The organism is Halomonas piscis (assembly GCF_031886125.1).
Lineage (GTDB): Bacteria > Pseudomonadota > Gammaproteobacteria > Pseudomonadales > Halomonadaceae > Vreelandella > Vreelandella piscis.
Window position 1 is genome coordinate 2,651,973 of the sequence record NZ_CP119391.1, and the last position, 25,684, is coordinate 2,677,656.

At 64.4% G+C, this 25,684-nt stretch carries 21 protein-coding genes; 16 read left to right on the forward strand and 5 right to left on the reverse strand.

Annotated features, from left to right (window positions below; translation table 11 throughout):
- Nucleotides 1-76: 76 nt before the first annotated feature.
- The 11 genes from ccoN to fnr all read left to right on the forward strand — a co-directional run bounded on the left by ccoN (nt 77) and on the right by fnr (nt 11,186).
- On the forward strand, nt 77-1,504 hold the full coding sequence (gene ccoN, locus P1P91_RS12475) for a cytochrome-c oxidase, cbb3-type subunit I (protein ID WP_311883014.1): 1,428 nt from the start codon (nt 77-79) through the stop codon (nt 1,502-1,504).
- 19 nt (nt 1,505-1,523) lie between these two features.
- Complete coding sequence (ccoO, locus tag P1P91_RS12480; RefSeq protein WP_311883016.1) at nt 1,524-2,132, forward strand: cytochrome-c oxidase, cbb3-type subunit II; 609 nt, start codon at nt 1,524-1,526, stop codon at nt 2,130-2,132.
- Between the two features lie 3 nt (nt 2,133-2,135).
- Nucleotides 2,136-2,360, forward strand: coding sequence for a cbb3-type cytochrome oxidase subunit 3 (locus P1P91_RS12485; protein WP_311883017.1), 225 nt, complete (start codon nt 2,136-2,138; stop codon nt 2,358-2,360).
- Nucleotides 2,357-3,286 (forward strand): cytochrome-c oxidase, cbb3-type subunit III, encoded by a 930-nt coding sequence (ccoP, locus tag P1P91_RS12490; RefSeq protein WP_311883019.1) that lies wholly within the window; start codon nt 2,357-2,359, stop codon nt 3,284-3,286. Before P1P91_RS12485 ends, ccoP begins: the two co-directional genes overlap by 4 nt.
- A 158-nt stretch (nt 3,287-3,444) precedes the next feature.
- Nucleotides 3,445-4,881, forward strand: coding sequence for a cytochrome c oxidase accessory protein CcoG (ccoG, locus tag P1P91_RS12495; RefSeq protein ID WP_311883021.1), 1,437 nt, complete (start codon nt 3,445-3,447; stop codon nt 4,879-4,881).
- A 5-nt stretch (nt 4,882-4,886) separates the two neighbouring features.
- On the forward strand, nt 4,887-5,441 hold the full coding sequence (locus P1P91_RS12500; RefSeq protein ID WP_311883023.1) for a FixH family protein: 555 nt from the start codon (nt 4,887-4,889) through the stop codon (nt 5,439-5,441).
- The gene (locus P1P91_RS12505; RefSeq protein ID WP_311883025.1) at nt 5,441-7,897 is read left to right on the forward strand and encodes a heavy metal translocating P-type ATPase; all 2,457 of its coding nucleotides are present in this window, start codon (nt 5,441-5,443) and stop codon (nt 7,895-7,897) included. The genes P1P91_RS12500 and P1P91_RS12505 overlap by 1 nt, the downstream gene beginning before the upstream one ends.
- Nucleotides 7,894-8,130, forward strand: a complete 237-nt coding sequence (gene ccoS / locus P1P91_RS12510; RefSeq protein ID WP_311883026.1) for a cbb3-type cytochrome oxidase assembly protein CcoS — start codon at nt 7,894-7,896, stop codon at nt 8,128-8,130. The genes P1P91_RS12505 and ccoS overlap by 4 nt, the downstream gene beginning before the upstream one ends.
- On the forward strand, nt 8,127-8,840 hold the full coding sequence (locus P1P91_RS12515; protein ID WP_311883027.1) for a sulfite exporter TauE/SafE family protein: 714 nt from the start codon (nt 8,127-8,129) through the stop codon (nt 8,838-8,840). The genes ccoS and P1P91_RS12515 overlap by 4 nt, the downstream gene beginning before the upstream one ends.
- 84 nt (nt 8,841-8,924) lie before the next feature.
- Entirely contained in the window at nt 8,925-10,352 is a 1,428-nt protein-coding gene (hemN, locus tag P1P91_RS12520) for an oxygen-independent coproporphyrinogen III oxidase (RefSeq protein WP_311883028.1), read from the forward strand.
- Nucleotides 10,353-10,433: 81 nt separating this feature from the next.
- Nucleotides 10,434-11,186, forward strand: a complete 753-nt coding sequence (gene fnr, locus P1P91_RS12525) for a fumarate/nitrate reduction transcriptional regulator Fnr (protein ID WP_311883030.1) — start codon at nt 10,434-10,436, stop codon at nt 11,184-11,186.
- A gap of 150 nt (nt 11,187-11,336) precedes the next feature.
- Here fnr and ttcA read toward each other — a convergent pair whose 3' ends face one another.
- Together ttcA and P1P91_RS12535 are read right to left on the reverse strand one after the other, a co-directional pair.
- The gene (gene ttcA / locus P1P91_RS12530) at nt 11,337-12,242 is read right to left on the reverse strand and encodes a tRNA 2-thiocytidine(32) synthetase TtcA (RefSeq protein WP_311883031.1); all 906 of its coding nucleotides are present in this window, start codon (nt 12,240-12,242) and stop codon (nt 11,337-11,339) included.
- Nucleotides 12,243-12,363: 121 nt separating this feature from the next.
- Entirely contained in the window at nt 12,364-14,178 is a 1,815-nt protein-coding gene (locus tag P1P91_RS12535; protein ID WP_311883033.1) for a DUF294 nucleotidyltransferase-like domain-containing protein, read from the reverse strand.
- 304 nt (nt 14,179-14,482) lie between these two features.
- On the opposite strand from P1P91_RS12535, the gene P1P91_RS12540 reads away from it, so the two are divergent.
- From P1P91_RS12540 to P1P91_RS12555, 4 genes are all read left to right on the forward strand, one after another.
- Nucleotides 14,483-14,755 carry a DUF4212 domain-containing protein gene (locus P1P91_RS12540; protein WP_311883035.1) on the forward strand — a complete coding sequence of 91 codons (273 nt, stop codon included), beginning with the start codon at nt 14,483-14,485 and terminating at the stop codon, nt 14,753-14,755.
- 6 nt (nt 14,756-14,761) lie between these two features.
- Nucleotides 14,762-16,567 carry a sodium:solute symporter family protein gene (locus P1P91_RS12545; RefSeq protein ID WP_311883036.1) on the forward strand — a complete coding sequence of 602 codons (1,806 nt, stop codon included), beginning with the start codon at nt 14,762-14,764 and terminating at the stop codon, nt 16,565-16,567.
- A gap of 155 nt (nt 16,568-16,722) precedes the next feature.
- Nucleotides 16,723-17,247: a hypothetical protein gene (locus tag P1P91_RS12550; RefSeq protein ID WP_311883037.1), complete on the forward strand. Its 525-nt coding sequence runs from the start codon at nt 16,723-16,725 to the stop codon at nt 17,245-17,247.
- A gap of 109 nt (nt 17,248-17,356) precedes the next feature.
- Entirely contained in the window at nt 17,357-21,238 is a 3,882-nt protein-coding gene (locus tag P1P91_RS12555) for a NahK/ErcS family hybrid sensor histidine kinase/response regulator (RefSeq protein WP_311883038.1), read from the forward strand.
- Nucleotides 21,239-21,247: 9 nt separating this feature from the next.
- Here P1P91_RS12555 and P1P91_RS12560 read toward each other — a convergent pair whose 3' ends face one another.
- The 3 genes from P1P91_RS12560 to P1P91_RS12570 all read right to left on the reverse strand — a co-directional run bounded on the left by P1P91_RS12560 (nt 21,248) and on the right by P1P91_RS12570 (nt 24,827).
- Nucleotides 21,248-21,910, reverse strand: coding sequence for a response regulator transcription factor (locus P1P91_RS12560; RefSeq protein WP_311883039.1), 663 nt, complete (start codon nt 21,908-21,910; stop codon nt 21,248-21,250).
- A gap of 224 nt (nt 21,911-22,134) precedes the next feature.
- Nucleotides 22,135-24,087 carry an acetate--CoA ligase gene (acs, locus tag P1P91_RS12565; protein WP_311883040.1) on the reverse strand — a complete coding sequence of 651 codons (1,953 nt, stop codon included), beginning with the start codon at nt 24,085-24,087 and terminating at the stop codon, nt 22,135-22,137.
- 182 nt (nt 24,088-24,269) lie between these two features.
- Complete coding sequence (locus tag P1P91_RS12570; protein WP_311883042.1) at nt 24,270-24,827, reverse strand: SprT family zinc-dependent metalloprotease; 558 nt, start codon at nt 24,825-24,827, stop codon at nt 24,270-24,272.
- A gap of 44 nt (nt 24,828-24,871) precedes the next feature.
- Between P1P91_RS12570 and P1P91_RS12575 the strand changes: the two genes are divergently transcribed.
- Nucleotides 24,872-25,582, forward strand: coding sequence for a YecA/YgfB family protein (locus P1P91_RS12575; RefSeq protein WP_311883043.1), 711 nt, complete (start codon nt 24,872-24,874; stop codon nt 25,580-25,582).
- Nucleotides 25,583-25,684 lie beyond the last annotated feature (102 nt).

Sequence of the window (25,684 nt, forward strand, 5' to 3'; positions counted from 1 at the left end):
CAAAGCGGGTGGCCGCGCTCGTGCATAATATACTCTGTACGAGGTACCCCCTAACCGCGTTCGATGGGAACACAAAATGAACACAACACTTGAACACCCGACCTACAACTACAAGGTAGTTCGGCAGTTCGCGATCATGACCGTTGTGTGGGGCATTATCGGCATGGCGCTTGGCGTCATCATTGCCTCCCAGCTGGTCTGGCCGCAGCTGAACCTTGGCCTGCCCTGGACAAGCTTCGGACGCCTGCGTCCGCTGCACACCAACGCCGTGATCTTCGCCTTCGGCGGCTCGGCGCTGATCGGGACGTCCTACTACGTCGTCCAGCGCACCTGTCAGGCGCGACTGTTCTCCGACAGGCTCGCCGCCTTTACCTTCTGGGGCTGGCAAGCGGTTATCGTTGCCGCGATCGTGTCGCTACCCATGGGCTACACCACTACCAAGGAATACGCCGAGCTCGAATGGCCGATCAACATTCTGATCGCCGTGGTGTGGATTTCCTATGCTGCCGTCTTTGTGATGACCATCAAGCGGCGCACTACCTCGCATATCTATGTGGCCAACTGGTTCTACGCCGCGTTCATTCTGACCATTGCCGTGCTGCACATCGTCAACAACGCCGCGCTGCCGGTAACGGCGATGTACTCCATCTCTCTCTATCCCGGCGCCCTCGACGCCATGGTGCAGTGGTGGTACGGCCATAACGCCGTCGGCTTCTTCCTGACCGCCGGCTTTCTCGGCATGATGTACTACTTCGTGCCCAAGCAGGCCGAGCGCCCGGTCTACTCCTATCGCCTGTCCATCGTCCACTTCTGGGCGCTGATCATGGTGTACATGTGGGCCGGCCCGCACCACCTGCACTACACCGCGCTGCCCAACTGGACACAGTCGCTGGGCATGGTGCTCTCCATCATCCTGCTGGCGCCTTCCTGGGGCGGCATGATCAACGGCATGATGACGCTGTCCGGCGCCTGGCATAAGCTGCGCACCGACCCGACCCTGCGCTTTCTGGTGGTGGCGCTGTCGTTCTACGGCATGTCCACCTTTGAAGGCCCGATGATGGCGGTGAAGACCGTCAACGCCCTGTCGCACTACACCGACTGGACCATCGGTCACGTCCACGCCGGCGCCCTTGGCTGGGTGGCGATGATCACCATTGGCTCCATGTACCACCTGATCCCGCGCCTGTTTGGTCGCGTGCAGATGCACTCGGTCAACCTGATCGCCGTGCACTTCTGGCTGGCCACCATCGGCACCGTGCTCTACATCGCCTCCATGTGGGTCAACGGCATCATGCAGGGCCTGATGTGGCGCGCGATCAACCCCGACGGCACGCTGATGTATACCTTTGTTGAAGCCGTGGAAGCCAGCGCACCGGGCTACTTTGTACGCCTCGTCGGCGGCCTGTTCTGGGTCACCGGCATGCTGATCATGGCCTTCAACGTCTACATGACGGTCAAGCGCCGCGACGCCATCGGCGAGCAGCCGGCACCGCAAGCCGCCTAAACCGGGGAAGTTAAGACCGATGAAACACGAGATTATTGAGAAAAACGTTGGCCTGCTTGTCGTCTTGATCCTGGTTGTGATCAGCTTCGGCGGCCTGGCCGAGGTAGTGCCGCTCTTCTTCCAGAAGCAGGTCAACGAGCCGGTGGAGGGGCTTGAGCCCCTCTCCGCCCTGGAGCTGGAAGGCCGCGACATCTACCGCCGCGAAGGCTGCGTCGGCTGCCACTCGCAGATGATTCGCCCGTTCCGCGCCGAAACCGAACGCTACGGCCACTACAGCGTGGCCGGCGAAGGCGTCTACGAGTACAACTTTCTGTGGGGCTCCAAGCGCACCGGCCCGGACCTGGCGCGCGTCGGCGGCCGCTACAGCGACGACTGGCACCGCGCCCACCTGTACAACCCGCGCGACGTAGTGCCGGAATCCATCATGCCGGCCTACCCCTGGCTGTTCGAGAACACCCTGGACGGTGACGATATCGCCGCCAAGATGCGCACGATGAAAACCCTCGGGGTGCCGTACAGCGACGAGCAGATCGCAGGCGCCAAGGAAAAAGTCAGCGGTACGCAGGAGATCACCGCGCTGATCGCCTACCTCCAGCAACTGGGAACCGTGCTTGAGGGCACTCGATAAGTTATGGATTCGGGAGACTTTCAGGGTATCGTCACGCTCATCCTGCTGATCGCTTTTGTAGGCATCATCTGGTGGGCCTACTCCAAGCGTCGCAAGCCGGATTTCGATGAAGCCGCCAATCTGCCCTTCGCCGACGAAGAAGAAGACGAACAACCCAACCGTGACCAGCCTGCCGCGTCAAGGGACACGGCAGAATCCCGCCAAGACAAGGGAGACAAGAACACATGAGCTATCTATGGGGTGACTCCCTCTCCGGCTTCTGGAGCGCCTGGGTCATTATCATTTCGCTGGGCACCATCGGACTCAGCGCCTGGTTTCTGCTGTCCAACCGGCGCACCGACAAGCAGCCCGACGCCGAAGGCAACGTGGAAACCACCGGGCACGCCGCCGACGGCATCGAAGAGTACGACAACCCGCTGCCCAAATGGTGGTTCCAACTGTTTGTCGGCACCGTGGTTTTTGCCGTGGGCTACCTGGTGCTCTATCCGGGCCTTGGCAACTTCCAGGGACTGCTGGGCTGGTCCCAGGAAAGCCAGTGGGAACAGGAAGTGGAGCAGGCGGAGGAGCGCTTCGCGCCGATTTTCGAGCAGTATCAGGAAGTCGCGATCCCTGAGCTGGCCAAGGATGGCGAGGCCATGCAGGTAGCCGAGCGTATCTTCCTCAACAACTGTGCGGTCTGCCACGGCTCCAACGCCCGGGGCGGCTACGGCTTTCCCAACCTGACCAACGACGACTGGCTGTACGGAGGCGAGCCGGAAAACATCGTGGCCACGATTACCAACGGCCGTAACGGCCTGATGCCGTCCTGGCAGCAGCTGGGCGAGGACAACATCGAGAACCTGACCCAATTCGTGCTCTCGCTTTCCGGCGAAGACCACGACGCGGATCGGGCCGAGAAGGGCCAAAGCACCTTCATCTCGGTCTGTGCCGCCTGCCACACGCCGGACGGCACCGGCAACCAGGCGCTGGGCGCACCCGACCTGACCGACGAGGTCTGGCTGTACCAAAAGCCCGGCCAGTCGGTTGCCGACTCCGTTCGCCAGACCCTGCGCAACGGCCGTAACGGCCACATGCCGGCCCAGGCGGCCTACATCGGCGAAGACAAGGTGCACCTCGTTGCCGCTTACGTTTACAGCCTGCGCTACGACGATTAAGGCATCTGCTGCGGACAACATCGTCCGGGGCAAGAAAGGGTGCGGCCGGGAGCCGCACCCTTTTTTTATGCAACATCCGGTATACTAAGGCAAGACCCTGTTGCAGCGGCACTCCGCGTGCCCTCCTTATTCTGCCCTTTCTGAGCCGCTATACCGCCATGGAAAAGATTCCCAGCAAAGACGTCACGCCGGATCCGGTAGGACATCATGCACCCTCTGATCACTCCGTCACCCAGGAAATGTACGCCCGGCGGCGGCATATCTACGTGCGCGAAATCAAGGGACTTTTTCAGAAGATCAGGCGCAGTGCCAACTGGGCGCTGATGCTCACCTTTTTCCTGCTGCCGTGGTTCTATATTGGCGGCCGCCCGGCGGTCTGGTTCGACCTGCCCCACCGCGAATTCCATATTTTTACCGCGACGTTTTATCCCCAGGAATTCGTGCTGCTGTCGTGGCTGTTGATCATCTGCGCTTTCGGGCTGTTTTTCATTACCGTGTTCGCCGGCCGGGTCTGGTGCGGCTACACCTGCCCGCAAAGCGTATGGACCTTTCTGTTTATCTGGATCGAGCACCGCATCGAAGGGCAGCGCAACCGCCGCATGAAGCTCGACAAACAGTCCATGAACGCCAACAAGTTCAAGCGCAAGGTGGCCAAGCACGCCATCTGGCTAGCGGTAGCGCTGGCCACGGGCATGACCTTCGTGGGCTATTTCACCCCCATTCGCCAGCTGGTGCCGGATCTCTTCACGCTGTCCGCCAACGGCTGGTCGTTCTTCTGGGTCGGCTTCTTTCTGGTCTTCACTTATCTGAACGCCGGCTGGCTGCGCGAGCAGGTGTGCATCTACATGTGCCCCTACGCCCGCTTTCAGGGGGTCATGTTCGACCGCGACACGCTGATCGTGTCCTACGACGCCGCCCGGGGTGAGCCCCGGGGCAAGCGCAAGAGAAGCCTCTCCCACGAGGAGGTCAAGGAAGCCGGCTACGGCGACTGTATCGACTGCGATCTTTGCGTGCAGGTCTGCCCCACCGGCATCGACATTCGCGACGGGCTGCAGTACGAGTGCATTACCTGCGCGGCCTGTATCGACGCCTGCGACAGCGTCATGGACAAGATGGGGTATCCCCGCGGGCTGATTCGCTACACCACGGAAAGCTCTCTGGAAGGGGAAAAGACCCGTATCCTGCGCCCCCGGCTGGTCGGCTACTTCATTGCCCTGGCGGTGATGATCGGCGCCTTTGCCTGGGCGGTCAGCGACCGCACCCCGCTGGACTTCGACGCCGAACGCGACCGTACCCAGCTCTACCAGATGACCGGTGAAGGCAATATCAGCAACGTCTACAGCCTGACGGTGCGCAACCTGGACAGCCGCGATCACACCTACCGGCTGAGCGTTTCGGGGCTTCCCGACCTGTCGCTGGATCGGCAGAATATCAGCGTCGCCGCCGGCGAGTCGCGCAAGGCCGTGGTCACCATCCAGGCCGACCCCGACGTCATCGAAAAGCCGAGCCACTCCATCGTGCTCACCCTTGAGGCCGAGGACGACGGCAGCATTCAACTCGAGCGCGATGCGCGCTTTATCGGTAACCTGAGGTAATCGCAATGGCCGCGTCTCACGACCCTAACGCGATGGATATCAAGCCCTGGTACAAGCAGTTCTGGCCGTGGTTTCTGATCAGTATCCTGCTGTCGTCGGTGGCGTTTGGCACCCTGTACGCGATCTTTTCGATCAAGTACTACGACGGCGTCATCGAGCAGGACTACTACGAGCACGGCAAGGAAATCAACATGGTGCTGGCCAAGCAGACACGCGCCCGGGAGCTGGGCCTGGCCGGCGATCTGCGCGTGGACCCGCTGACCAGCGATATCGTTGTCGACCTGGAGGGCGAGCGCCGACCCGACGTGCTCGATCTCAAGCTGATCTTCCCCACGGAGAACGATCACGACCAGACCTTTACGCTGGAGCACGTGCGCGAAGGCCGCTATATCGCCCAGGGACCCGACAACCTGCAGTACCGCTGGTATCTGCAGCTTCAGCCCGTGGCCGACGACCCTGAATGGCGCCTGGTTGGCGAAGCCCGCTTCCCCACCGAAGACAGCATCGAGCTGCACCCGGGAGGTCGCGCGGAGAAGCCCGCAGAGCGCCCGGAGAGCTAATGCCCACCACCGCACCCACTGCGTGCTATCACTGCGGCAACCCGGTGCCCGACAGGGCACCCTGGTATATCGAGCTTGACGACGAGAAACACCCGCTGTGCTGTCCCGGCTGCGAAGCCGTGGCCCACGCCATCGTCGAAGGGGGGCTGGAAAGCTACTACCGCTTTCGCACCGAGCTTCCCGAGCGCCCCGACGAGCAGAAAACGGCCAAAGCCGAGACCTGGGCGGTATTCGACGATCCCGAGCTGCAGGCGGGCTTCGTCCACCCCGAAGACGACGGCCGCGTCCACGCCACTCTGGCCGTGGACGGCATTACCTGCGCGGCCTGCGCCTGGCTGATCGAACACCGGCTCAACGCGCTGGAGGGCGTGACGTCGAGCGCGGTCAATCTGACCCACCACCGCCTGCGCGTGGCCTGGGACACCCAGCGCGTCAAGCTCTCCCGGCTGCTGGCGGAAATGGCCGCCATCGGCTATACCGCCCAGCCCTACAAGCCGGACCAGGCGCAAAAGCGCCTGCAGCACGAAGAGCGCATGACCATTCGCCGGCTGATCGTCGCCGCCGTGGGCATGATGCAGGTGATGATGTTTTCCATCCCCATTTACATAGCCGGAGAAGAGGGCATCTCCGCCGACTTCTACGCGCTGTTTCACTGGCTGTCGTTTGCCCTTGCCACTCCGGTGGTGCTGTTTTCCGCCCAGCCGTTTTTCAAGAACGCCTGGCGCGACCTCAGTACCCGAGTGCTGGGCATGGACGTGCCGGTATCCATCGCCATCGGCGGCGCCTACCTGGCGAGCGCCTGGGCGGTGCTCACCGGCGAAGGCGAGCTGTATTTCGACTCGGTGGCGATGTTCGCCTTTTTCCTGCTGTTCAGCCGCTATATCGAAGCCCGGGCCCGGCGCCGCAACGGCCAGAGCGGCAACGCCCTGAGCGGCGTGCTACCCACCTCGGCCACCCGGCTCGAGGACGACGACAGCGAGCGCATCGTGCCCGCCAACCGCCTGGCCGAAGGCGACCGGGTGCTGATCAAGCCCGGCCACGATGTCCCCGCCGACGGCGTCATCGAACAGGGGGAGTCAAGCCTTGACGAGTCCATGCTCACCGGCGAGTACCTGCCGGTTACCCGCCGCGTCGGCCAGACCGTCGTCGGCGGCAGCCAGAACACGGAAAACCCGCTGGTGATCCGGGTTACCCGTGCCGGCGCCAACGCCCGGGTCGCGGGCATACTCGACCTCACCGACCGCGCCTTTGCCAGCCGCCCGAGGCTTGCGCAAATGGCCGCGCGCATGGCGCACGTGTTCGTTCTGCGCCTGCTGATGATCGCCGCGGCGGTCGCCGCGGTCTGGTGGTTTATCGACCCCTCGCGGGTGCTCTGGGTGATGCTTTCCGTACTGGTGGTCACCTGCCCCTGCGCCCTGGCGCTGGCCACCCCCACCGCGCTTACCGCCGGTCACGGCCAGCTGCGCCGGCGCGGCGTGCTGGTCACCCGGGCCGACGCGCTGGAAACCCTTTCCGCGGCGCACCGGGTCATTTTCGACAAGACCGGCACCCTCACCCGGGGCGAAATGCAGCTTATGGATACCCAGGTGCTCGCCGAGGGCCTCTCCGCCGAGCGCGCCCGGGCGCTCGGCGCCGCGCTCGAGGCCCGATCGGAGCACCCCATCGCCCGGGCGTTTGCGCCTTTCCGCGACGCCACGCTCAGCGCGCACGAGATCAAAAGCGTCACCGGCCAGGGGCTCGAAGGCTGGCTCGACGGGCAGCGCTGGCGGCTGGGTAAACCCGGCTTTGCTGCCGGCGAGCGGGCCCCCGCCGCGCCGGACAACGGCCAGTGGCTGCTGCTTGCCGAAGACGGCGCCCCCCGGGCCTGGTTCCGGCTTCACGACGCCGTGCGGGAAGACGCCGCCGATACCGTGGCCGCGCTGAAAGCCCGCGGGCTCGAGGTCGAGCTGCTCTCCGGCGATACTGCGGCGGCGGTAAGCGAGCTTGCCGCCGCGCTTGGCATCGCCACCTGGCACGCCGGGCAAAGCCCGGAAGACAAGCTCGAGCGCATTCAGGCGCTGCAGGCCGAGGGCGAAACCGTGGCCATGGTGGGCGACGGCATCAACGACGTGCCGGTGCTGGCCGGCGCCGACGTCGCCATTGCCATGAACGGCGCCACCGACCTTGCCCGCACCCGGGCCGATGCCGTACTGCTCAGCCCCCGGCTTTTACGCATTGCCGAGGCGGTTGAAGTCTCCCGGGCGACAAGGCGTATCATGCGCCAGAACATGGTCTGGTCGGTATGCTACAACGCCGCAGCGCTGCCCCTGGCCGCCATTGGCGTGGTGCCCCCCTGGCTTGCCGCCATCGGCATGTCGGCAAGTTCGCTGGTGGTGGTGGGCAATGCCCTGCGCCTGACACGCTGGAAAACCCGGCCGGCGCCCCAAGCCCCTTCTCCGTCACCGGTGGCCGCATGACAATTCTCTATCTGCTGATTCCCCTCTCGCTGCTGTTTGTAAGCATTGCCGTCTGGGCGTTTTTCTGGGCGGTGAAAAACAACCAGTTCGACGACCTGGAAGGCCCGGCGTATCGCATCCTCTTTGACGAGGACGAAAACGACCTGACGCCGGAAGAGCGCGAGCGCCGCCGGCAAAACGCCGAGGCCGCCCGCGAGCGGCGCCAGCAGCGCCAGGAGGACGAGCCGGAATGAACCCCACGGGCCTTGACCTGCCGCCGGTGCTGGCGGCCTTCGTCTTCGGTTTGATGGGCGGGGCTCACTGCATCGGCATGTGCGGCGGCATCATGAGCGCGCTGACCTTTGCCGTCCCGCCCAGCATGCGCCACCCGGCCAGGCTTTCCGGGCTGCTGCTGAGCTACAACCTGGGGCGGATCTCCAGCTACATGATCGCCGGCGCGCTGGTGGCCACCCTGGGCACGGTGCTCTCAATTGCCCCGGCGGCGCGTCTGGCGCTGCAGGTATTCGCCGCAGTGATGCTGATCCTGATGGCGCTTTACATCGCCAACTGGTGGAAGGGGCTTTTAAAGGTCGAGGCCGTGGGCCGACGCTTCTGGCGCTACATCGAACCTTTTGGCCGGCGGCTGATGCCGGTGGTCAAGCTGCCCCAGGCGTTTGCCCTGGGCGCGGTCTGGGGCTGGCTGCCCTGCGGGCTGGTCTACTCCATGCTCGCCTGGAGCCTGGCCATGGCCGACCCGGGCCGCGGGGCGCTGCTCATGGGGGCTTTCGGCCTGGGCACGCTGCCCGCCCTTCTGGCCACCGGCTTTGCCGCCCGCCAGCTAAGCGCCTTGATTCGCCACCCGGCGACCCGCACCGTCGCCGCCCTGCTGATTATCGGCTTTGCCCTGTGGCAGCTGTGGTCGACGTACCAGATGGCCACGATGGCGGAAATGTCCAGCGCTTAATTGATACAGCTCAACTCCTGCCCTCCGGCCCGGCGCTAGGATAGCAGCATCATTCTTGCGTTTTCCCCACCGGAGTTGTCTGCCATGGCCAGCGCTGCCCCCTTGCCTTTCGATGCCGCAGCGCTGTCTGCTGCCCGCCGGGACGCCCTTCGCTACCACCACGGCGCCGGCGGCCCGAGCTACCACCTCTACCCCGAGGTCGAAGCGTTTCACGACGCCTTCGGCGGCGACGATCTCTGCCAGGCGCTCGAGCGCAGCAATGCCGGCGGCCGCGGGCTTTCACTATACGTGCACGTGCCTTTCTGCCGCCAGAGCTGCGGCTACCGCCCCTGCCCGCACATCATCACCCGCGACACCTCCCGGGCCGAACCCTACCTGTCGCGGCTGGATCGGGAAATGGTGCTCACTGCCCGCCATCTGGATCGCACGCGCCCGGTAGAGCAGCTTTACTGGGGCGGTGGCACGCCGACGTTTCTGACCCTTGGCCAGATGAGCGATCTGTTTGACCGCCTGGACGCCCGCTTTGGGCTGTCGTCATCCCCCGCGCGCGACTACGCCATCGACATCGATCCCCGAGAGGCGGACGTCTTCACTCTGCGCCACCTGCAGGTGCTGGGCTTCAACCGGCTGATCCTGGAAGTACTCGACTTCAACCCCGAGGTGCAGCAGGCCCTTGGCCGCGAGCAGCCGCGGATCATGACCGAAACCCTGATGGAAGAAGCCCACCGACTGGGCTTTCGCTCGCTGACTCTGGCCATCGGCTACGGCCTGCCCCGCCAGACGCCCGAAAGCTTCGCCGACACCCTGGCCGACGTCATCGAGCTGAACCCGGCGCGTATCAGCCTGCAGGACCATGCCCAAAACCATGCCCAGAACCCTGCCCAGGACCATGCCCAGAGCTATGGCTACCGCCTCCGGCGAGGGCCGCTCCAGCAGCGCCGTGAAAACGACCGGCTGCCCGCCGCGGCCGATCGTCTGGCCATGCTGCAGCTGGCCGCCGACCGGCTTTGCCAGGCAGGCTATGTGCATATCGGCATGGACCACTTTGCCCGACCGGACGATAGCCTGGCCGTAGCCGCCCGGCAGGAAAGGCTGGGGCGCGGCCTCCAGGGCTATACCACCCACGGGCACTGCGATCTGCTGGGCCTTGGGGTGTCGGCGGTGTCGCGCATCGATGACGTCTACGCGCAGAACGCCGCCCGGCTGAGCGACTACGCCGACGCCCTGGATAGCGGCCGCCTGGCCACCGCGCGCGGCCTGCATCTTGGCCGCGATGCGCGCATTCGCCGCGCCGCCATCGAACGGCTGATGTGCGACGCCCGGCTGGATCTTGCTGCCCTGGGCCGGCATTTCAACATTGACGCGCCGCGCTATTTTGCCGCGGCGCTCGCCAGGCTGGGCGACGGCCGGCACGCAGGGCTGATCGAGCGGCGCGGCGATATGCTCAGCGCCACGGCCGACGGCCGGCTGGTGCTCCACCGGCTGGCCCGAGCGTTCGACGCGCCGCGCTAGCGGCAAAGCGTCACTGGCGGCTTGTGGGCCACCCGCGCTTGCTTCCATAATAGCGCCGTGACCTACTTCACGGAGGACTGCATGCCGGAACCACTCAGCCGTCGGCGCCCCCTGCTCCACGAAACCCGCTGCCAAACCTGCAGCCTGAGCTCGCTGTGCCTGCCGCTTGCCCTCGAGCTTGACGACATGGACCAGTTCGACGCCATCATTCGGCGGCGCGCGCCGCTGAAAAAAGGCGAGCCGCTGTTTCGCCAGGGCGATACGTTTACCAGCGTCTTTGCCGTACGGTCGGGCAGCCTCAAACAGGTCGCCATCGAAGGCGGCGGCAACGACCAGCTCACCAACTTCTACCTGCCAAGCGAACTGGTCGGGCTCGACGGCATCGACGAAACGAGCTACCCGGGTAGCGCCATCGCTCTGGAGACCACCACCGTCTGCGAGATCCCCTTCGACCGCCTCGACCTGCTTTCAGAAGAGCTTCCGGAGCTTCGTTTGCAGCTGTATCGCAGCATGAGCAAGGAGTTGCGCGACGACCGCCGCATGATGCGCCTTTTATCGCGCAAGACCGCCGACCAGCGCATGGCCAGCTTTCTGATCACGCTGTCCGATCGTTTTCGCCGCCGGGGCTACTCGCCCTACAGCTTCCGGCTCTCCATGTCCCGGGCCGATATCGGCAACTACCTGGGCCTGGCGGTGGAAACCGTCAGCCGCATCCTGAGTCGCTTCCAGACCCAGGAGCTGGTGGCCGTCTCCGGCCGCGAAGTGAATATTCTGGGAATGCAGCGCCTGCTGACGCTGGCCGAAGAAGAAGCCCAGGAAGCCACGTCTTCCTGAGACAGTATTGATACCCCCTCAAGCCGCTGGACAACAAAACAAGGGGCATGGGTTTGTGGGAGCGGACTTCAGTCCGCGAAGAAACTGCCCCGACACCGCCTTCGCGCAATGAATTGCGCTCCCACACTCATAGTCGGCCAGGCGCCACCCCTAGCCCACGTTGAGCGCCTGGATGCGCCCGGCAAGCGCTTTTTCCTGCTCGGCTTCCAAGTGTTCGAAGTCAAACAGCGTACGGTCGGCAAGCTGGGACGGGGCGACGTTGGTCACCGCCTTGAACATGCTTTCCAGCCGGCCGGGATGGTTCTTGTCCCAGTCGTCGAGCATGGCCTTGACGTTCTGACGCTGCATGTTGGGCTGGGAGCCGCACAGGTTGCAGGGGATGATGGGGTATTCCATCTGCCGGGCAAACTCGGCGATATCCGCTTCCTTGCAGTAGGCGAGCGGGCGGATGACGATGTTCTTGGCATCGTCGGACAGAAGCTTGGGCGGCATGGCCTTGAGGCTGCCGCCGAAGAACATGTTGAGAAACAACGTCTCCAGGATGTCTTCGCGGTGGTGGCCAAGGGCGATCTTGGTGGCGCCGATTTCCTCGGCAAAGCCGTAAAGCGAGCCCCGGCGCAGCCGCGAGCACAGCGCGCAGGTCGACTTGCCCTCGGGGGTTTTCTCCTTCACTACCGAGTAGGTGTCGCGCTCGAGAATGTGGTAGTCCACGCCGAGGCCGTCCAGGTAGTCGGGGAGCACGTGCTCGGGAAAGCCCGGCTGCTTCTGGTCGAGATTGACCGCCACCAGCGAAAAGCGTACCGGCGCGTTGCGCTGGAGGCTGCGCAGCATGTCCAGCATGGTGTAGCTGTCCTTGCCGCCGGACAGGCACACCATCACCCTGTCGCCCTCTTCGATCATGCGATAGTCGATGATGGCGTTGCCGGTCTGGCGGCGCAGACGTTTTTGCAGCTTGTTGAAGTCGCGCTTGCGGCGCACGTCGTCTACCGACGCGCTGCCTTCGAAAGCGGCGGAAGCTGCGGGGTCATGGGCTTGCACGGGATCGGAATGCGACATGGGGAATCTGCGCGTGTTGGTGGTAAATGGGCGGCGAGTGGCGCAGGCGGCGCCACGACGCGAAATCAATGGCCGCTATTGTAGCAATACCCGGCGCCTGCCCACCAACACTGGCGGCCGTTCAGGCGTACTCCAGGTGATAGCGGTGCGACAGCCGCTGCTTGAGGTCCTTGACAATATGCAGCGATTCGCGCAGCAAATCGCGCTCAAGGGACGACAGCGCCTGCACCACCACCCGGTCGCGGCCCTGACCGCTGCTTTCTTCCTCCGCCAGCTGGCCTTTGAGCCTGAGCTCGCTGAACAGCGCCAGCGCCTCGCCGACGTCGTCGGCAAAGCGGCGCTTCAGCCGGCCGTCCTCCACCAGCGCATCCAGCCGGGCAAAGGTCGAGGTGGCCTTGATGCGCCGCTCCAGCGCCATGGTGCGCACGCCGTGAACAATGGGGAAGATACCGCCTTTCTTGATATCGATGCCGTGCTGGGGCTTTTTCAGCGAGCCGAATAGCGTCAGCGGCGTCGAGAAGCGCAGCGCCGCCCGGGCAAAGTAGGACAGCAGCAGCTCGTCGTCGGCGCAGTGGTCGAACAGCGTCTCGCGCACGCGATCGAGCAGCGCGGCGTTACCAGCCACGGCGTGGGCGTCCAGCATGATGGCAAGCTTCATCAGGCTGTCGCCGTCCCGGGCGGCTACCCAGCGCACGATGCGCGCCTGCCACTCGCTGACGCTGCCCCGCCACTGGGGATTGGAGACCATGATGTAGCCCGGGCACGGCGGGTAGCCAAGCGTTGCCAGGGCGTCGCTGAAGCGCTGCACGGTGTCGCCGGCGTCGGGCCAGTCCAGGTCGTCTTCGACGATCAGCCCGTTGTCCTGATCGGTCTTCAGGACCTGTTCGCCGCGCCCTTCGCTGCCCATCACCATCAGGCAGCTGGCGCGGCGATAGGGCGCCTCGACGCAGAACGTCCAGGCCTTGTGAATGATGCGGCCGTTGAGCGCCGCCAACAGCTCCATGGCAAAGCGCAGCTTGACCCCTTGCGCCATCAGCGCGCTGACCAGCTCCGGCGTGCGCCGGCTGGCTTCGGCCAAGGCCTCCAGGTCGGGGGCCTGCTCCACCTGCAGGCTCACCACGTAGCTGCGGCTGGAAAAATAGCTCAGCACGTCGGTCAGCTCGACCACGCCAACCGGTACGCCCTCCTCCAGCACCACCACCCGGGCCACCTGACGGCGCGTCATCAGCACCAGCGCCTCGAACAGGTATTGCGCCGGCACCACCGTAATCAGCGCGTAGCGGGCAAGCCCGCCCACCGGGGTTTGCCGCGAAGCCCCTTCCAGGACCATGGCGTTGAGCAAATCCGTCTTGGTCAGCATGCCGTGGCCGTCCTCGCCCTCGACCAGCAGGCTGTCGGCGTGGTGGCGGTTAAGCTCTGCCACCGCTTCGGCGATATCGGTGTCGGCCTTGAGCCGGCGGGGGGTACGCATGCAGTCGCGCACCTTGGCCAGCATGAAGCCGGCCATGGTCACGCCGCCCTGGGCGCGCTTTTCCATCAGCCGGCGGGCCTTGCGCGCCAGGGACTGGCGGAAGTAGTCGTCAAACTCGGGGCAGGCGCGGCACAGCTGCTGAAACAGCACTTTGGGCACCAGGTAGCATACGCATTCCTGCTCGGCGATAAAGCGGTAGCGGCTCTGACCGTTGATGATGCTGATGGCGCCGAACACGTCGCCGTCGGTATAAAGGCCGATGCGCGCGGTGGCGTCGGGCAGCGTCGGGTCCACCTCGGCGACCTCGCCCCGGTGAATCAGGTACAGAAATTCGCCGGGCTGCCCGGTATCCAGCAGGATTTCGCCGCGCTCGAAACAGGCGATGTCCATGCCGCGCCGGGCATGCTCCCGCCCGGCCGCGTCGAGCAGGGAAAAAGGCGGCTGAGACAGCTCGACATCGACCATGGCTCCTCCGGCAACAGATAAAGGCAGATGCCGGCAGTATCGACGCTATGGCGCGCGCCGGCACCTATACCATCGTCATATTCATCAGCGCCGGATATATCAGCATCTTCTGCATGGCCCCTGAAATGCGCCGGCAGGGCGGGAGTGGCGGGCGTTTGATACCTTCGTGTAGAGACCAAAGTCTGGATTTATTTTCGCTACGTTTTGCCCAGTATAAGGGCACGTCGTGCCGGGCCGGCGCCCTGCGCGATGAAATCCACATACCATCTCCAACCTTAAACAATCACAAGCGGAGAACTACGCCATGGCAGATGACAACACCAACGCCAATGCCAACGCTACGGCATACTGGAAAGCCAACGTGCGCACCATTCTTGGCTGCCTGGTCGTCTGGGCCTTTGTCTCGTACGGCTGCGCCATTCTGTTTCGTCCGTTGCTTGCGGGCATCCCCATCGGCGGTACCGATCTGGGCTTCTGGTTTGCTCAGCAGGGCTCGATTTTGACCTTTATCGCGATCATCTTCTTCTACGCCTGGAAGATGAATCGGCTCGACGCCAAATATAGCCTTGGGGAGTAAGCCAGCATGGATCAGTTCATCATCAACATCCTCTTTGTGGGCGCCTCCTTTGCGCTCTACATCGGCATTGCCGTCTGGGCGCGCGCCGGCTCGACCAAGGACTTCTACGTCGCCGGCGGCGGCGTCCATCCGGTTACCAACGGCATGGCCACGGCGGCGGACTGGATGTCCGCGGCGTCGTTCATTTCCATGGCCGGCCTGCTGGCCGCCGGCGGCTACGCCAACTCGACCTATCTGATGGGCTGGACCGGCGGCTACGTGCTGCTGGCCATGCTGCTTGCCCCCTATCTGCGCAAGTTCGGCAAGTTCACCGTCCCGGCCTTTATCGGCGATCGCTTCTACAGCGACACGGCGCGCCTGATCGCGGTGGTCTGCCTGATCATTGCCTCAACCACCTACGTCATTGGCCAGATGACCGGGGCCGGCGTTGCGTTCTCGCGCTTTCTGGAAGTGCCCAACACCGCAGGGATCTGGATTGCCGCGCTGATCGTGTTCCTCTACGCCGTGTTCGGCGGCATGAAGGGCATCACCTATACCCAGGTGGCCCAGTACGTGGTGCTGATCATCGCCTACACCATTCCCGCGGTATTCATCGCCATGCACCTCACCGGCAACCCCATCCCCATGTTCGGGATGTTCAGCACCCACACCGAGTCCGGCATGCCGCTTCTGGACAAGCTCGACCAGGTGGTGACGGCGCTGGGGTTCAACGCCTACACCGCCGACGTCGACAACAAGCTCAACATGGTGCTGTTTACCCTCTCGCTGATGGTGGGTACCGCCGGGCTGCCCCACGTCATCATCCGCTTTTTCACCGTGCCCAAGGTGGCGGATGCGCGCTGGTCCGCGGGCTGGGCGCTGGTGTTCATCGCCCTGCTGTACGTCACCGCGCCGGCGGTGGGCTCCATGGCGCGGCTCAACCTGCTGACCACGGTCTACCCGGACATGGCCCAGCAGACCGAGAACTACGACGCCGCCGCCCAGAACCCCATCCGCTATGAAGACCGTCCCGGCTGGATCCGCTCCTGGGAAGAAACCGGTCTGATCACCTTCGAGGACAAGAACGGCGACGACCGCATCCAGCTCTACAACGACGACAGCGACGCCTTTAGCGACAAGGCCGAAGAGTTCGGCTGGGAAGGCAACGAGCTGTCGGTCAACAACGATATCCTGGTGCTGGCCAACCCCGAAATCGCCAATCTGCCGCCCTGGGTGATCGGCCTGATCGCCGCCGGCGGGGTCGCCGCCGCGCTTTCCACCGCGGCCGGGCTGCTGCTGGCCATTTCCTCGGCGATCAGCCACGACCTGATCAAGAACACCATCAACCCGCGGATCACCGAGCGAGGCGAAATGCTCGCCGCGCGAATCTCCATGGCCGGGGCGATCCTGCTCGCCACCTATCTGGGGCTCAACCCGCCCGGGTTTGCCGCCCAGACCGTGGCGCTGGCCTTCGGTATTGCCGGTGCCTCGCTGTTCCCGGCGCTGATGATGGGCATCTTCTCCAAGCGCATCAACAACCGCGGCGCCGTGGCCGGCATGCTCACCGGGCTTTTGACCACGCTTCTGTATATCTTTACCTACCTGGGCTGGTTCTTTATCCCCGAAACCAACATGCTGGCCAACACGCCGGAAAACTGGGTGCTGGGTATCTCCCCGCAGTCCTTCGGGGCGCTGGGGGCGATCATGAACTTCGCCGTGGCTTTCGCCGTTTCCAGCGTTACCGCTGCACCGCCCAAGGAAATCCAGCTGCTGGTGGAAAGCGTGCGCTACCCCAAGGGGGCCGGCAGCGCGCCGCACCTGAGTCAGCACTGACGCATGACTCCACGCTGAATATCTGCCGCTGAGGCGTTCAGCCACTGGGATATTGTGTCTCTCCCACCCGGCGGGCTTCCGTAAGGAAGTCCGCCTTTTTTCCACCGCGCCAACGCCCCGCACCGGCGTTGGCGCCCCGTCATCGAGGAGACGCCATGCTCTGGCACTTGATCGCCGCCGTGGTTTCCGGCCTGGCCGCCGCGGGCATCGGCCTGTTTTTGCGCACGCTGAGCGGCAAGCGCCTGCCCAAGTGGATTGTTCCGGTCTGCGCCGGGCTGGGCATGCTCGGCTATCAGATCAACGCGGAATATCGCTGGTTCGAGCACAAGCAGCAGCAGCTGCCGGAAAGCGCCGTGGTCATTTCCAAGGAGACCGGCAGCGCCGTGTGGCGGCCCTGGACGTTTCTTTTTCCCATGGTGGAAGCGTTCAGCGTGGTCGACCGCGACAGTATTCATCGCCGTGGCCGGGAAGAAACGCCCGTCACCGAGCTGATCGTCTATCACTTCGAGCGTCACTATGCCGACGTGGTCACCCCCACCCCCTACCTGATCAACTGCGACACCCGCGAGCTGGTGCCGCTGGATGACGCCTCCGGCAAGCCGGCGATGAACGAGCTGCGCACCCTGCGCAAAAGCGCTCCGCTGTATATCGCCGCGTGTCGGCCGCCCCAAAAGGTCTGATACGCCCGCCCCGCTCGCTTCAACTGCCTGACGCCTACGCCCATTTCACCTAGAATGGGCCTTTTCCACCGGCGGCCCGGGCCGCGGTGCGCCACGGCGGGAGCGTTCGATGTTTTATGCAGGGCTACTCATCGCGGTATCGCTTTTGTACATTGCGATGCTGTTCGGCATTGCCTGGTACGGCGATCGCCGAGCCCACACCCGGGGCGCCAGCCGCCGCCGTCCGCTGATCTACAGCCTGGCGCTGGCGATTTACTGCACGTCCTGGACGTTTTACGGCGCCGTGGGCCAGGCGGCCACTTCGGGCTGGTCCTTTGCCAGCATTTTTGTCGGGCCGGTGCTGACGTTTCTGCTGTTCTGGCCGGTGCTGGCGAAGATGATTCGCGTGGCCAAGCATCAGAACATCACCTCGATTGCCGACTTCATTGCCTCGCGCTACGGCAAGGCCCAGTCCCTGGCGGTCCTTGCCAGCCTGATCGCGCTGATCGGCACGCTGCCCTACATAGCCCTGCAGCTCAAAGCCGTAGCCTCGTCGTTCAGTATCCTTACCGACAGCGCCAGCGCTCCCCATGCACCGCTGTTTGGCGACGCCGCCTTTTACATTGCCGCGGTCATGGCGCTGTTCGCCATTCTGTTCGGCACCCGCCACACCGACGCCACCGAACACCACGAGGGGCTGATCCACGCCGTGGCCTTTGAGTCGCTGATCAAGCTGGCGGCGTTCGTGATTCTGGGCGCGGTGGTCACCTGGGGCATGTTCGACGGGCTGGGCGGGCTTTTGCGCTACGCCGACGATCAGCTCCAGCTGGAGCGCCAGCTGACCGAGCAAGATTTCGCCCACGGCTTCTGGGCCCAGACGCTGCTCGCCATGCTGGCGATTTTCTGCCTGCCGCGCCAGTTCCACGTTGCCGTGGTGGAAAACACCCACCCCGACGATGCCCGGCGGGCACGCTGGCTGTTTCCTCTCTACCTGGCCGCGGTAGCCTTTTTTGTCGTGCCGCTGGCCGGCGCCGGGCTGTGGCTGTTCGGCGACACCGATATCCAGCCCGACACCTACGTGCTGGCGCTATCCATGGCGTCAAACCACGGCTGGCTGCCGCTTTTGACCTTTATCGGCGGCTTTTCCGCCGCGACCAGCATGGTCCTTGTCGCCACCGTGGCGGTGTCGATCATGGTATCCAACGAGATCGTCATCCCCGCGCTTTTTCGCCTGCGCTGGTTCGATACCCAGGCCCGGGACTACGGCCGCCTGGTGCTGCGCGTCAGACGCTTTACCATCGTCGCCGTGCTGGTGCTGGCCTACGGCTTCTATCGGCTGCTGGCCGAGTTTACCTCGCTTTCCTCCATCGGCATGCTGTCCTTTGCCGCCGCCGCGCAGTTCGCCCCGGCGCTGATCGGCGGCCTTTACTGGAAGCGCGGCAACTGGCTGGGGGTCACCGTGGGGCTGAACGCGGGCTTTGCCGTCTGGGCCTACAGCCTGCTGGGCCCGGCGCTTGCCAGCGCCGGCGTGCTGCCCGGCGGCTGGGTCGCCAATGGTCCGCTGGGGGTCGGCTGGCTCTCGCCCGTGGAGCTTTTCGGCCTGCAGCTGGGCGATCCTTTCACCCACGGGGTCATGCTGTCGCTGGGGCTCAACCTGTTTTGCTATATCTTTATTTCCCAGCTGAGCACTCAGCGAGTGGTGGAACGCATCCAGGCCTCGCTGTTCGTGGACAGCGTGGAAACCCGCCAGACGTCGATCAACCGCCCCTGGCTCGGCGCCACCACGGTGGGCGACCTGAAGGTGCTGTGCGAACGCTTTCTCGGCGAAAGCCAGGTGGCCAAGGCCTTTAACGACTACGCCCGGCGCAACGCAACCACCCTTGACGACGACGCCCGGGCCTCCATCGACGTCATCCAGTTCACCGAGCGCTTTCTGGCCTCGGTGCTCGGCGCATCGTCGGCGCGCATCGTGGTCAACTCGGCGCTGCAGGGTCGCGGTATCGGCATTTCCGACGTGATCTCGATTGTCGATGAGGCCTCCCAGGTGCTCGAATTCAACCGTGCACTGCTTCAGGCCACCATCGAAAACATCAGTCAGGGCATCAGCGTGGTGGACCAGCACCTGCGGCTGGTGGTGTGGAATCAGCGCTACCTGGAGCTGTTCCGCTTTCCCGACCACCTGATCCGCGTGGGCGCGCCCATTGATCGTATCTTCCGCTACAACGCCCACAGCGGCGAATACGGCCCCGGCGACCCGGAAGAGCACGTGGAGCTTTTGCTCGACAATATCCGCGAGGGTCAGCCCCACCGCTACGTGCGCTATCGCCAGGACGGCAGCGTGCTGGAAGTCCAGGGCAATCCCATGCCCGGCGGCGGCTTTGTCTATACCTACCAGGATATTACCCGGCAAAAGCGCACCGAAGAGGCGCTGATCCGCTCGGAAAACAACATCCGCATCTATACCGACAACGTGCCGGCATTGATCGCCTACTTCGACAAGGACTGCCGCTACCTCTTTACCAACCGCGCCTACGAGCAGGCCTTCGGCGTGGATCGCCACGCGGTGATCGGCCGGCGCTTTGCCGACGTCATGCCCGCTGACAAGGCCCGGGTGCGCGCCGACTGGATCCGCCGGACGCTTGCCGGCGAGCGGGTCAGCTTCGAAGTCGCCATGCCCATCGCCGGCGAGCGCCATCACATGCTGGTGACCTACACCCCGCACTTTGACGATGGCGGCGCCGCTCTCGGCTTTTTTGCCCTCTACCAGGACATTACCGAGCGCCGCCTGGCCGAGATCGCGCTCAAGGAAACCAACGAGACCCTGGAAGAGCGGGTGTACGAGCGCACCCAGGAGCTCTCCCGGGCCAAGCAGCTGGCGGAAGACGCCAACACCTCCAAGACGCGCTTTCTTGCCGCCGCCAGCCACGACCTGCTGCAGCCGCTCAACGCCGCGCGGCTGTTCACCTCGGCGCTGGCCCAGAACCAAACCGCCGACGACGATCGTCACACCATCGACCATATCGACAACTCGCTGCAGGCCGCCGAAGAGCTTTTAGGTACCCTGCTGGACATTTCCAAGCTGGACGCCGGCGCGCTCACGGCCCGGCGCAGCCACTTTGCCCTGGCCGACATTTTCCGCCCGCTGCGCGCCGAATTCGACGTCATGGCGGCCGACCGAGGGCTGGACCTGACCGTGGTGCCTACCGAGCAGTGGGTGGACAGCGACGCCCAGATGCTGCGCCGTATCGTGCAGAACTTTCTCTCCAACGCCCTGCGCTATACCCGGGAGGGCCGCGTGCTGCTGGGCTGCCGGCGCGCAGGGGAACGGCTGCGCATCGAAGTCTGGGATACCGGCCCGGGGATCGCCGAGGCCAAGCAAGCGGAAATCTTCCAGGAGTTCCGCCGCCTGGATCAAAGCTCACGCCACCGCGAAAACGAGAAAGGGCTGGGGCTGGGGCTATCCATTGCCGAGCGCATGAGCCGGGTGCTGGATCACCCCATCGCGGTGCGCTCCCGGGAAGGCGCCGGCACGGTATTCTCCGTCAGCGTGCCGGCGGTCGAAGCCCAGGCCGCCGCAGACACGGCCCCCGAGCCTCGTCGCCGGGCAGGCAACAAGCTCGCCGGCGCGCGCATTGTGTGCATCGATAACGAGTCGCTGATTCTCGAAGGCATGAGCGCCATGCTCGGCGGCTGGGGGTGCGAAGTGTTCACCGCCACCAGCATCGGCGGGGCCAAATCGATTCTGCGCAATATGGAAGGCGACCCTGAGGCGATACTCGCCGACTACCATCTGGGCAACGAAGTCACCGGGCTGATGGCGCTGGAGGCCCTTGGCGAACGCCTGCAGGGCGAGGTGCCCGGCATCGTGATCACCGCCGACCGCACCGAAGCGGTGGCCGACGAGGTCCGGCGCGCCGGCCACCACCTGCTGCAAAAGCCGGTGCGCCCGGCGGCCCTGCGCGCCCTGCTGACCCGGACGCTGCAGGCCCGCCGCGGGGCGCAGAAAACCTAGCGTCAGACTTCAGGATTCGAGCTTGGGCGGCTCTACCTCAAGCTTCTGGGCGGCGATGACCGCCTGGGTGCGCGAGTGCACGCCGAGCTTGCGCAGGATGGCGGTGACGTGGGCCTTGATGGTGGCTTCCGAAACGTTGAGCTCGTAGGCGATCTGCTTGTTCAACAGGCCGTCGGTGAGCATGTTGAGCACGCGAAACTGCTGGGGCGTCAGCGACGCAATGGCCTCGGCAAAGCGCGCCTCTTCCTCGTTGGCATCGTCAAGCACGCCGGCCAGGGCCTCGGGCAACCAGACTTCGCCCTCAAGCACTTCGCTCACCGCCTCGGCAATCAGCGTCAGGGAAGACGACTTGGGAATGAACCCCGATGCGCCGTAGTCCAGCGCCCGGCGCACCACGTAGGGCTCGTCGCTCCCCGAGATGACCACCACCGGTATGTCGGGCATTTGCCCGCGCAGCTGGATCAGCCCGGAAAAGCCGTTGGCGCCGGGCATGTGCAGATCGAGCAACACCAGGTCGGCATCCGGATGCCGGTTGACGGCCTCCGTGGTGGCTTCCATGGTGTCGGCTTCGACGATCTCCGCTTCGGGCGCCAGCTGACGCAGCGCCTGGGTCAGCGCGGCGCGGAACAGCGGATGGTCGTCAGCGACGATAAACTTATGGGCAATAGCCATGGGGTCTCCTCCGGATCCTTGAGCGGCCGTCTGGTAACTGCCGCACCGATAACGGCGGCAGCACCTTTCGAATGGTACCCCAAGGGCTTCACCCTGCCCAAGGGCAGCAGGCATGCCCGACTTTTTTTATCCGCGCACAGACCCCGGCGCGCCGCTGCCGCCCGAAAACAGCAATGCCGGCGCGCGGCCGGCATTGCAGAAGGTGGGCAGAAACGCGCCGCGGCTCAGCGGTTAGCGCGGTGCTCGATCAGCTCATCCACGACGCTTGGATCGGCAAGCGTGCTGGTATCGCCCAGCCCTTCGGTCTCATTGGTGGCAATCTTGCGCAGAATGCGGCGCATGATCTTGCCCGAACGGGTCTTGGGAAGGTCGGTAGCCCACTGAATCACGTCCGGCGAGGCGATAGGACCGATATCCTTGCGCACCCACTGGATCAGCTCTTTCTTGAGCTCATCGCTGGGCTCGAAGTCTTCGGCGAGGGTCACGTAGATATAGATGCCCTGCCCCTTGATATCGTGGGGGAAGCCGACCACGGCCGCCTCGGCCACCTTGTCGTGGGCCACCAGCGACGACTCGATCTCGGAGGTGCCCATGCGGTGCCCGGAGACGTTGAGAACGTCGTCCACCCGCCCGGTGATCCAGTAATAGCCGTCCGCATCGCGGTACGCGGCATCGCTGGTGAAATACATGCCCGGATAGGTCGAGAAGTAGGTCTGCACGAAGCGCTCGTGATCGCCCCAGATGGAGCGCGCGATTCCCGGCCAGGCATCGAGGATCACCAGGTTGCCCTCGGCTTCGCCTTCCAGCAGGTTGCCGTCGTTATCGACGATACCCGGCTTGATGCCGAACAGCGGCAGGGTGGCGGAGCCCGGCTTGAGGTCGGTGGCCCCGGGCAGCGGCGAGATCAAAATACCGCCGTTTTCGGTCTGCCACCAGGTGTCGACGACCGGGCACTGCGCTTTGCCCACCACCCGATAATACCACTCCCAGGCCTCGGGGTTGATCGGCTCGCCCACGGTACCCAGCACGCGCAGGCTGTCGCGGCTGCTGGAATCCATGACGTCGTCGCCGTGAGCGCGCAGCGCGCGGATGGCGGTGGGGGCGGTGTAGAGGACGTTGACCTTGTGCTTGTCGACCACCTCGCCCATGCGGCCGGGCGTCGGATAGCTCGGTACGCCCTCGAACATCAGCGTAGTGGCGCCGTTGGCCAGCGGCCCGTAGACGATATAGCTGTGGCCGGTGATCCAGCCAACGTCGGCGGTGCACCAGTAGATGTCGCCATCGTGGTAGTCGAAGACATACTGATGGGTCATGGCGACGTACGTCAGGTAGCCGCCGGTGGTGTGCTTCATGCCCTTGGGCGCGCCGGTAGAGCCCGAGGTGTAGAGGATGAACAGCGGATCCTCGGCCCCCATCTCCTCGGCCGGGCAGTCGGTAGCCTGGCGAGAGACAAGATCGTCGTACCAGACGTCGCGCCCCTCGTGCCAGTCGATATCGCCGCCGGTACGCTTGACCACCAGCACGTTTTCGCACACCTCGGTGCCGTCACGCGTCAGAGCGGCGTCGACGTTGTCCTTGAGCGGCACCTGCTTGCCACCGCGCACCGACTCGTCGGCGGTGATGATCAGCTTGGATTTGGCCCCGACCACACGCTGGGCCACGGCATCCGGAGAGAAACCGCCAAATACCACCGAGTGGATCGCGCCGATGCGCGCGCAGGCGAGCATGGCGATGGCCGCTTCGGGAACCATCGGCATGTAGAGCGTCACCACGTCGCCCTTGCCGATGCCCATTTCCTTGAAGCCGTTGGCCAGCTGACAGGTCTTCTCGTAAAGCTCGCGATAGGTGAGCGTCTTGTCGTTTGCCGGGTCATCCCCCTCCCAGATGATCGCCGGCTGGTCGCCGCGAGTCTCGAGATGACGATCAAGACAGTTGACGCTGGCGTTGAGGGTGCCGTCTTCGAACCAGCGGATATCGACGTTGTTCACGTCGAACGAGGCGTTCTTGATCTTGGTGGGCGCCTTGATCCAGTCAAGCCGCTTGGCCTGCTCCGCCCAGTAGCCTTCGGGATCCTCGATGGACTGGCGATAAAGTGCCTCGTAGTCCGCCTTGCCGATCCAGGCACGCTTCGCCAGTGCGTCGGGAACCGGATAGATGTTCTTGTGCTGCTCCGTCATAAACAGACCTCTTGATCGGGATGAGAACCAGGCAAAAAGCGTCCGACCGCGTTCGGTGTTGAGCGAGCCGGCTCCTTGTGCTCCGCACTCAGCATATAGGTCTCGGCGCGGTCTTCCCTTTAGACCTTGGTATGAAAAAAAATCTCTTTAATAACAAAGGATTACGTGAGCAATTCGGGCGTTTAACCGCCACAATAGACCAACGTCTGAGCGCACCGCCGACAGCGGTAACGCCGCCCTTTACGCCGCTGGGCATGGCGCTGCGGGGTGAAGTAGTGATCGCCACAGCTGCAAACGTAGCGGTACGGGGCCGAGCGTGCCCGGCTGACGTCCAGCCGGTGGGTCACCCGGGGCGTCAGGGCATAAAGGTCACGCATCACCGTTTGCCATTCGCGCCCGTGGGGCTTGAGCCGCGGCCCGTTCTCCAGATGAAACACCAGCCAGTGGGCCATTTCGTGGGGAATGACGTCGCTAAAGAACGCCGCGCGGTTTTCTGCCAAAAGCACCGGATTGAAGCGCAGCCCGCCGCGCCCCAGGTGGGCCTGGCCGGCCGAGGCGCCCCTGAGATCGAACCATACCCGGGGCGCGGGCAAACCCGGATGGACCTCCCGGGCGCGCTCGAGCGCCTCGGTCACTCGCCGACGGGCAGCCTGCTCCAACGCTTCGTCATCGAGCCCGGCCAGCGCCTCGTCGGGCCAGGCGGGCAGCGGCGCAGCCGTTTTTGATGGTAAACTGGACACCTTGTTTTCCCTGCTATTTTCCATGCCAACCCATGAGGCCTTGCATGTCACAGCGCCCTGCTTCCCCCCGCCCGAGCGACGACGCTTCCGCTGCCGCGCCCCCGGAGCCGCTGCTGGACGACGACGCCCTTGAGCGGCTCGACGACTTCCTCGACTCCGGCCGCGTGGACGAAGACGCCCTGGATCTTATCTCGACCCACGGCTTCATGGTTGCCCTGGCGGTGGCCCCCAGCCACATCCCCGACGACCCGTGGCAGGCCGAGCTGTTTCAGGGCGAGCCGGACTACGCCGATCGGGCCGAGCGCGATGAAATCACCGGCCTGCTGGCCGCGCTGCGCGATAACGCCGTTGCGCTGCTGGAACAGGGCGGGCTTGTCGAGCTGCCGTTCGAGCTTAGGCTCGACGGTCTGCCCCCGGAAGAAACGCCGATCGGCGACTGGTGCGCCGGCTTCATGGAAGGCGTGTTCGTTGATGAAAGCGCCTGGTTTGCCGAAGACGAAGAGGCCGCCGCCACCCTGCTGCTGCCGTTCATGCTGCTGTCCGGCCTGTTTGACGACGAGCCCGATATTGCCGAACTCGCCGGCGATACCGAACGGCTGGAAGCGCTCACCGCCCAGCTGCCCGAACTGGTGCTGGACTTATACCTGCACTACCGCGTCACGCCGGAAAATACCGGCAAGCCCAAGCCGCGACCGAAAAAATCCGCCGGCGGTGCCAAGGGCAAGGGGGGCAAAGCGAAAAAGCCGCGCCGTTAGCTATGATAATACCCGCCTGTTAGCGCCACCCGGTTTTAGACTGCCATCACGATTTCGCGCAATAAATTGCGCTCCCACCATGTAGCGAACCTAGCGCTTAAA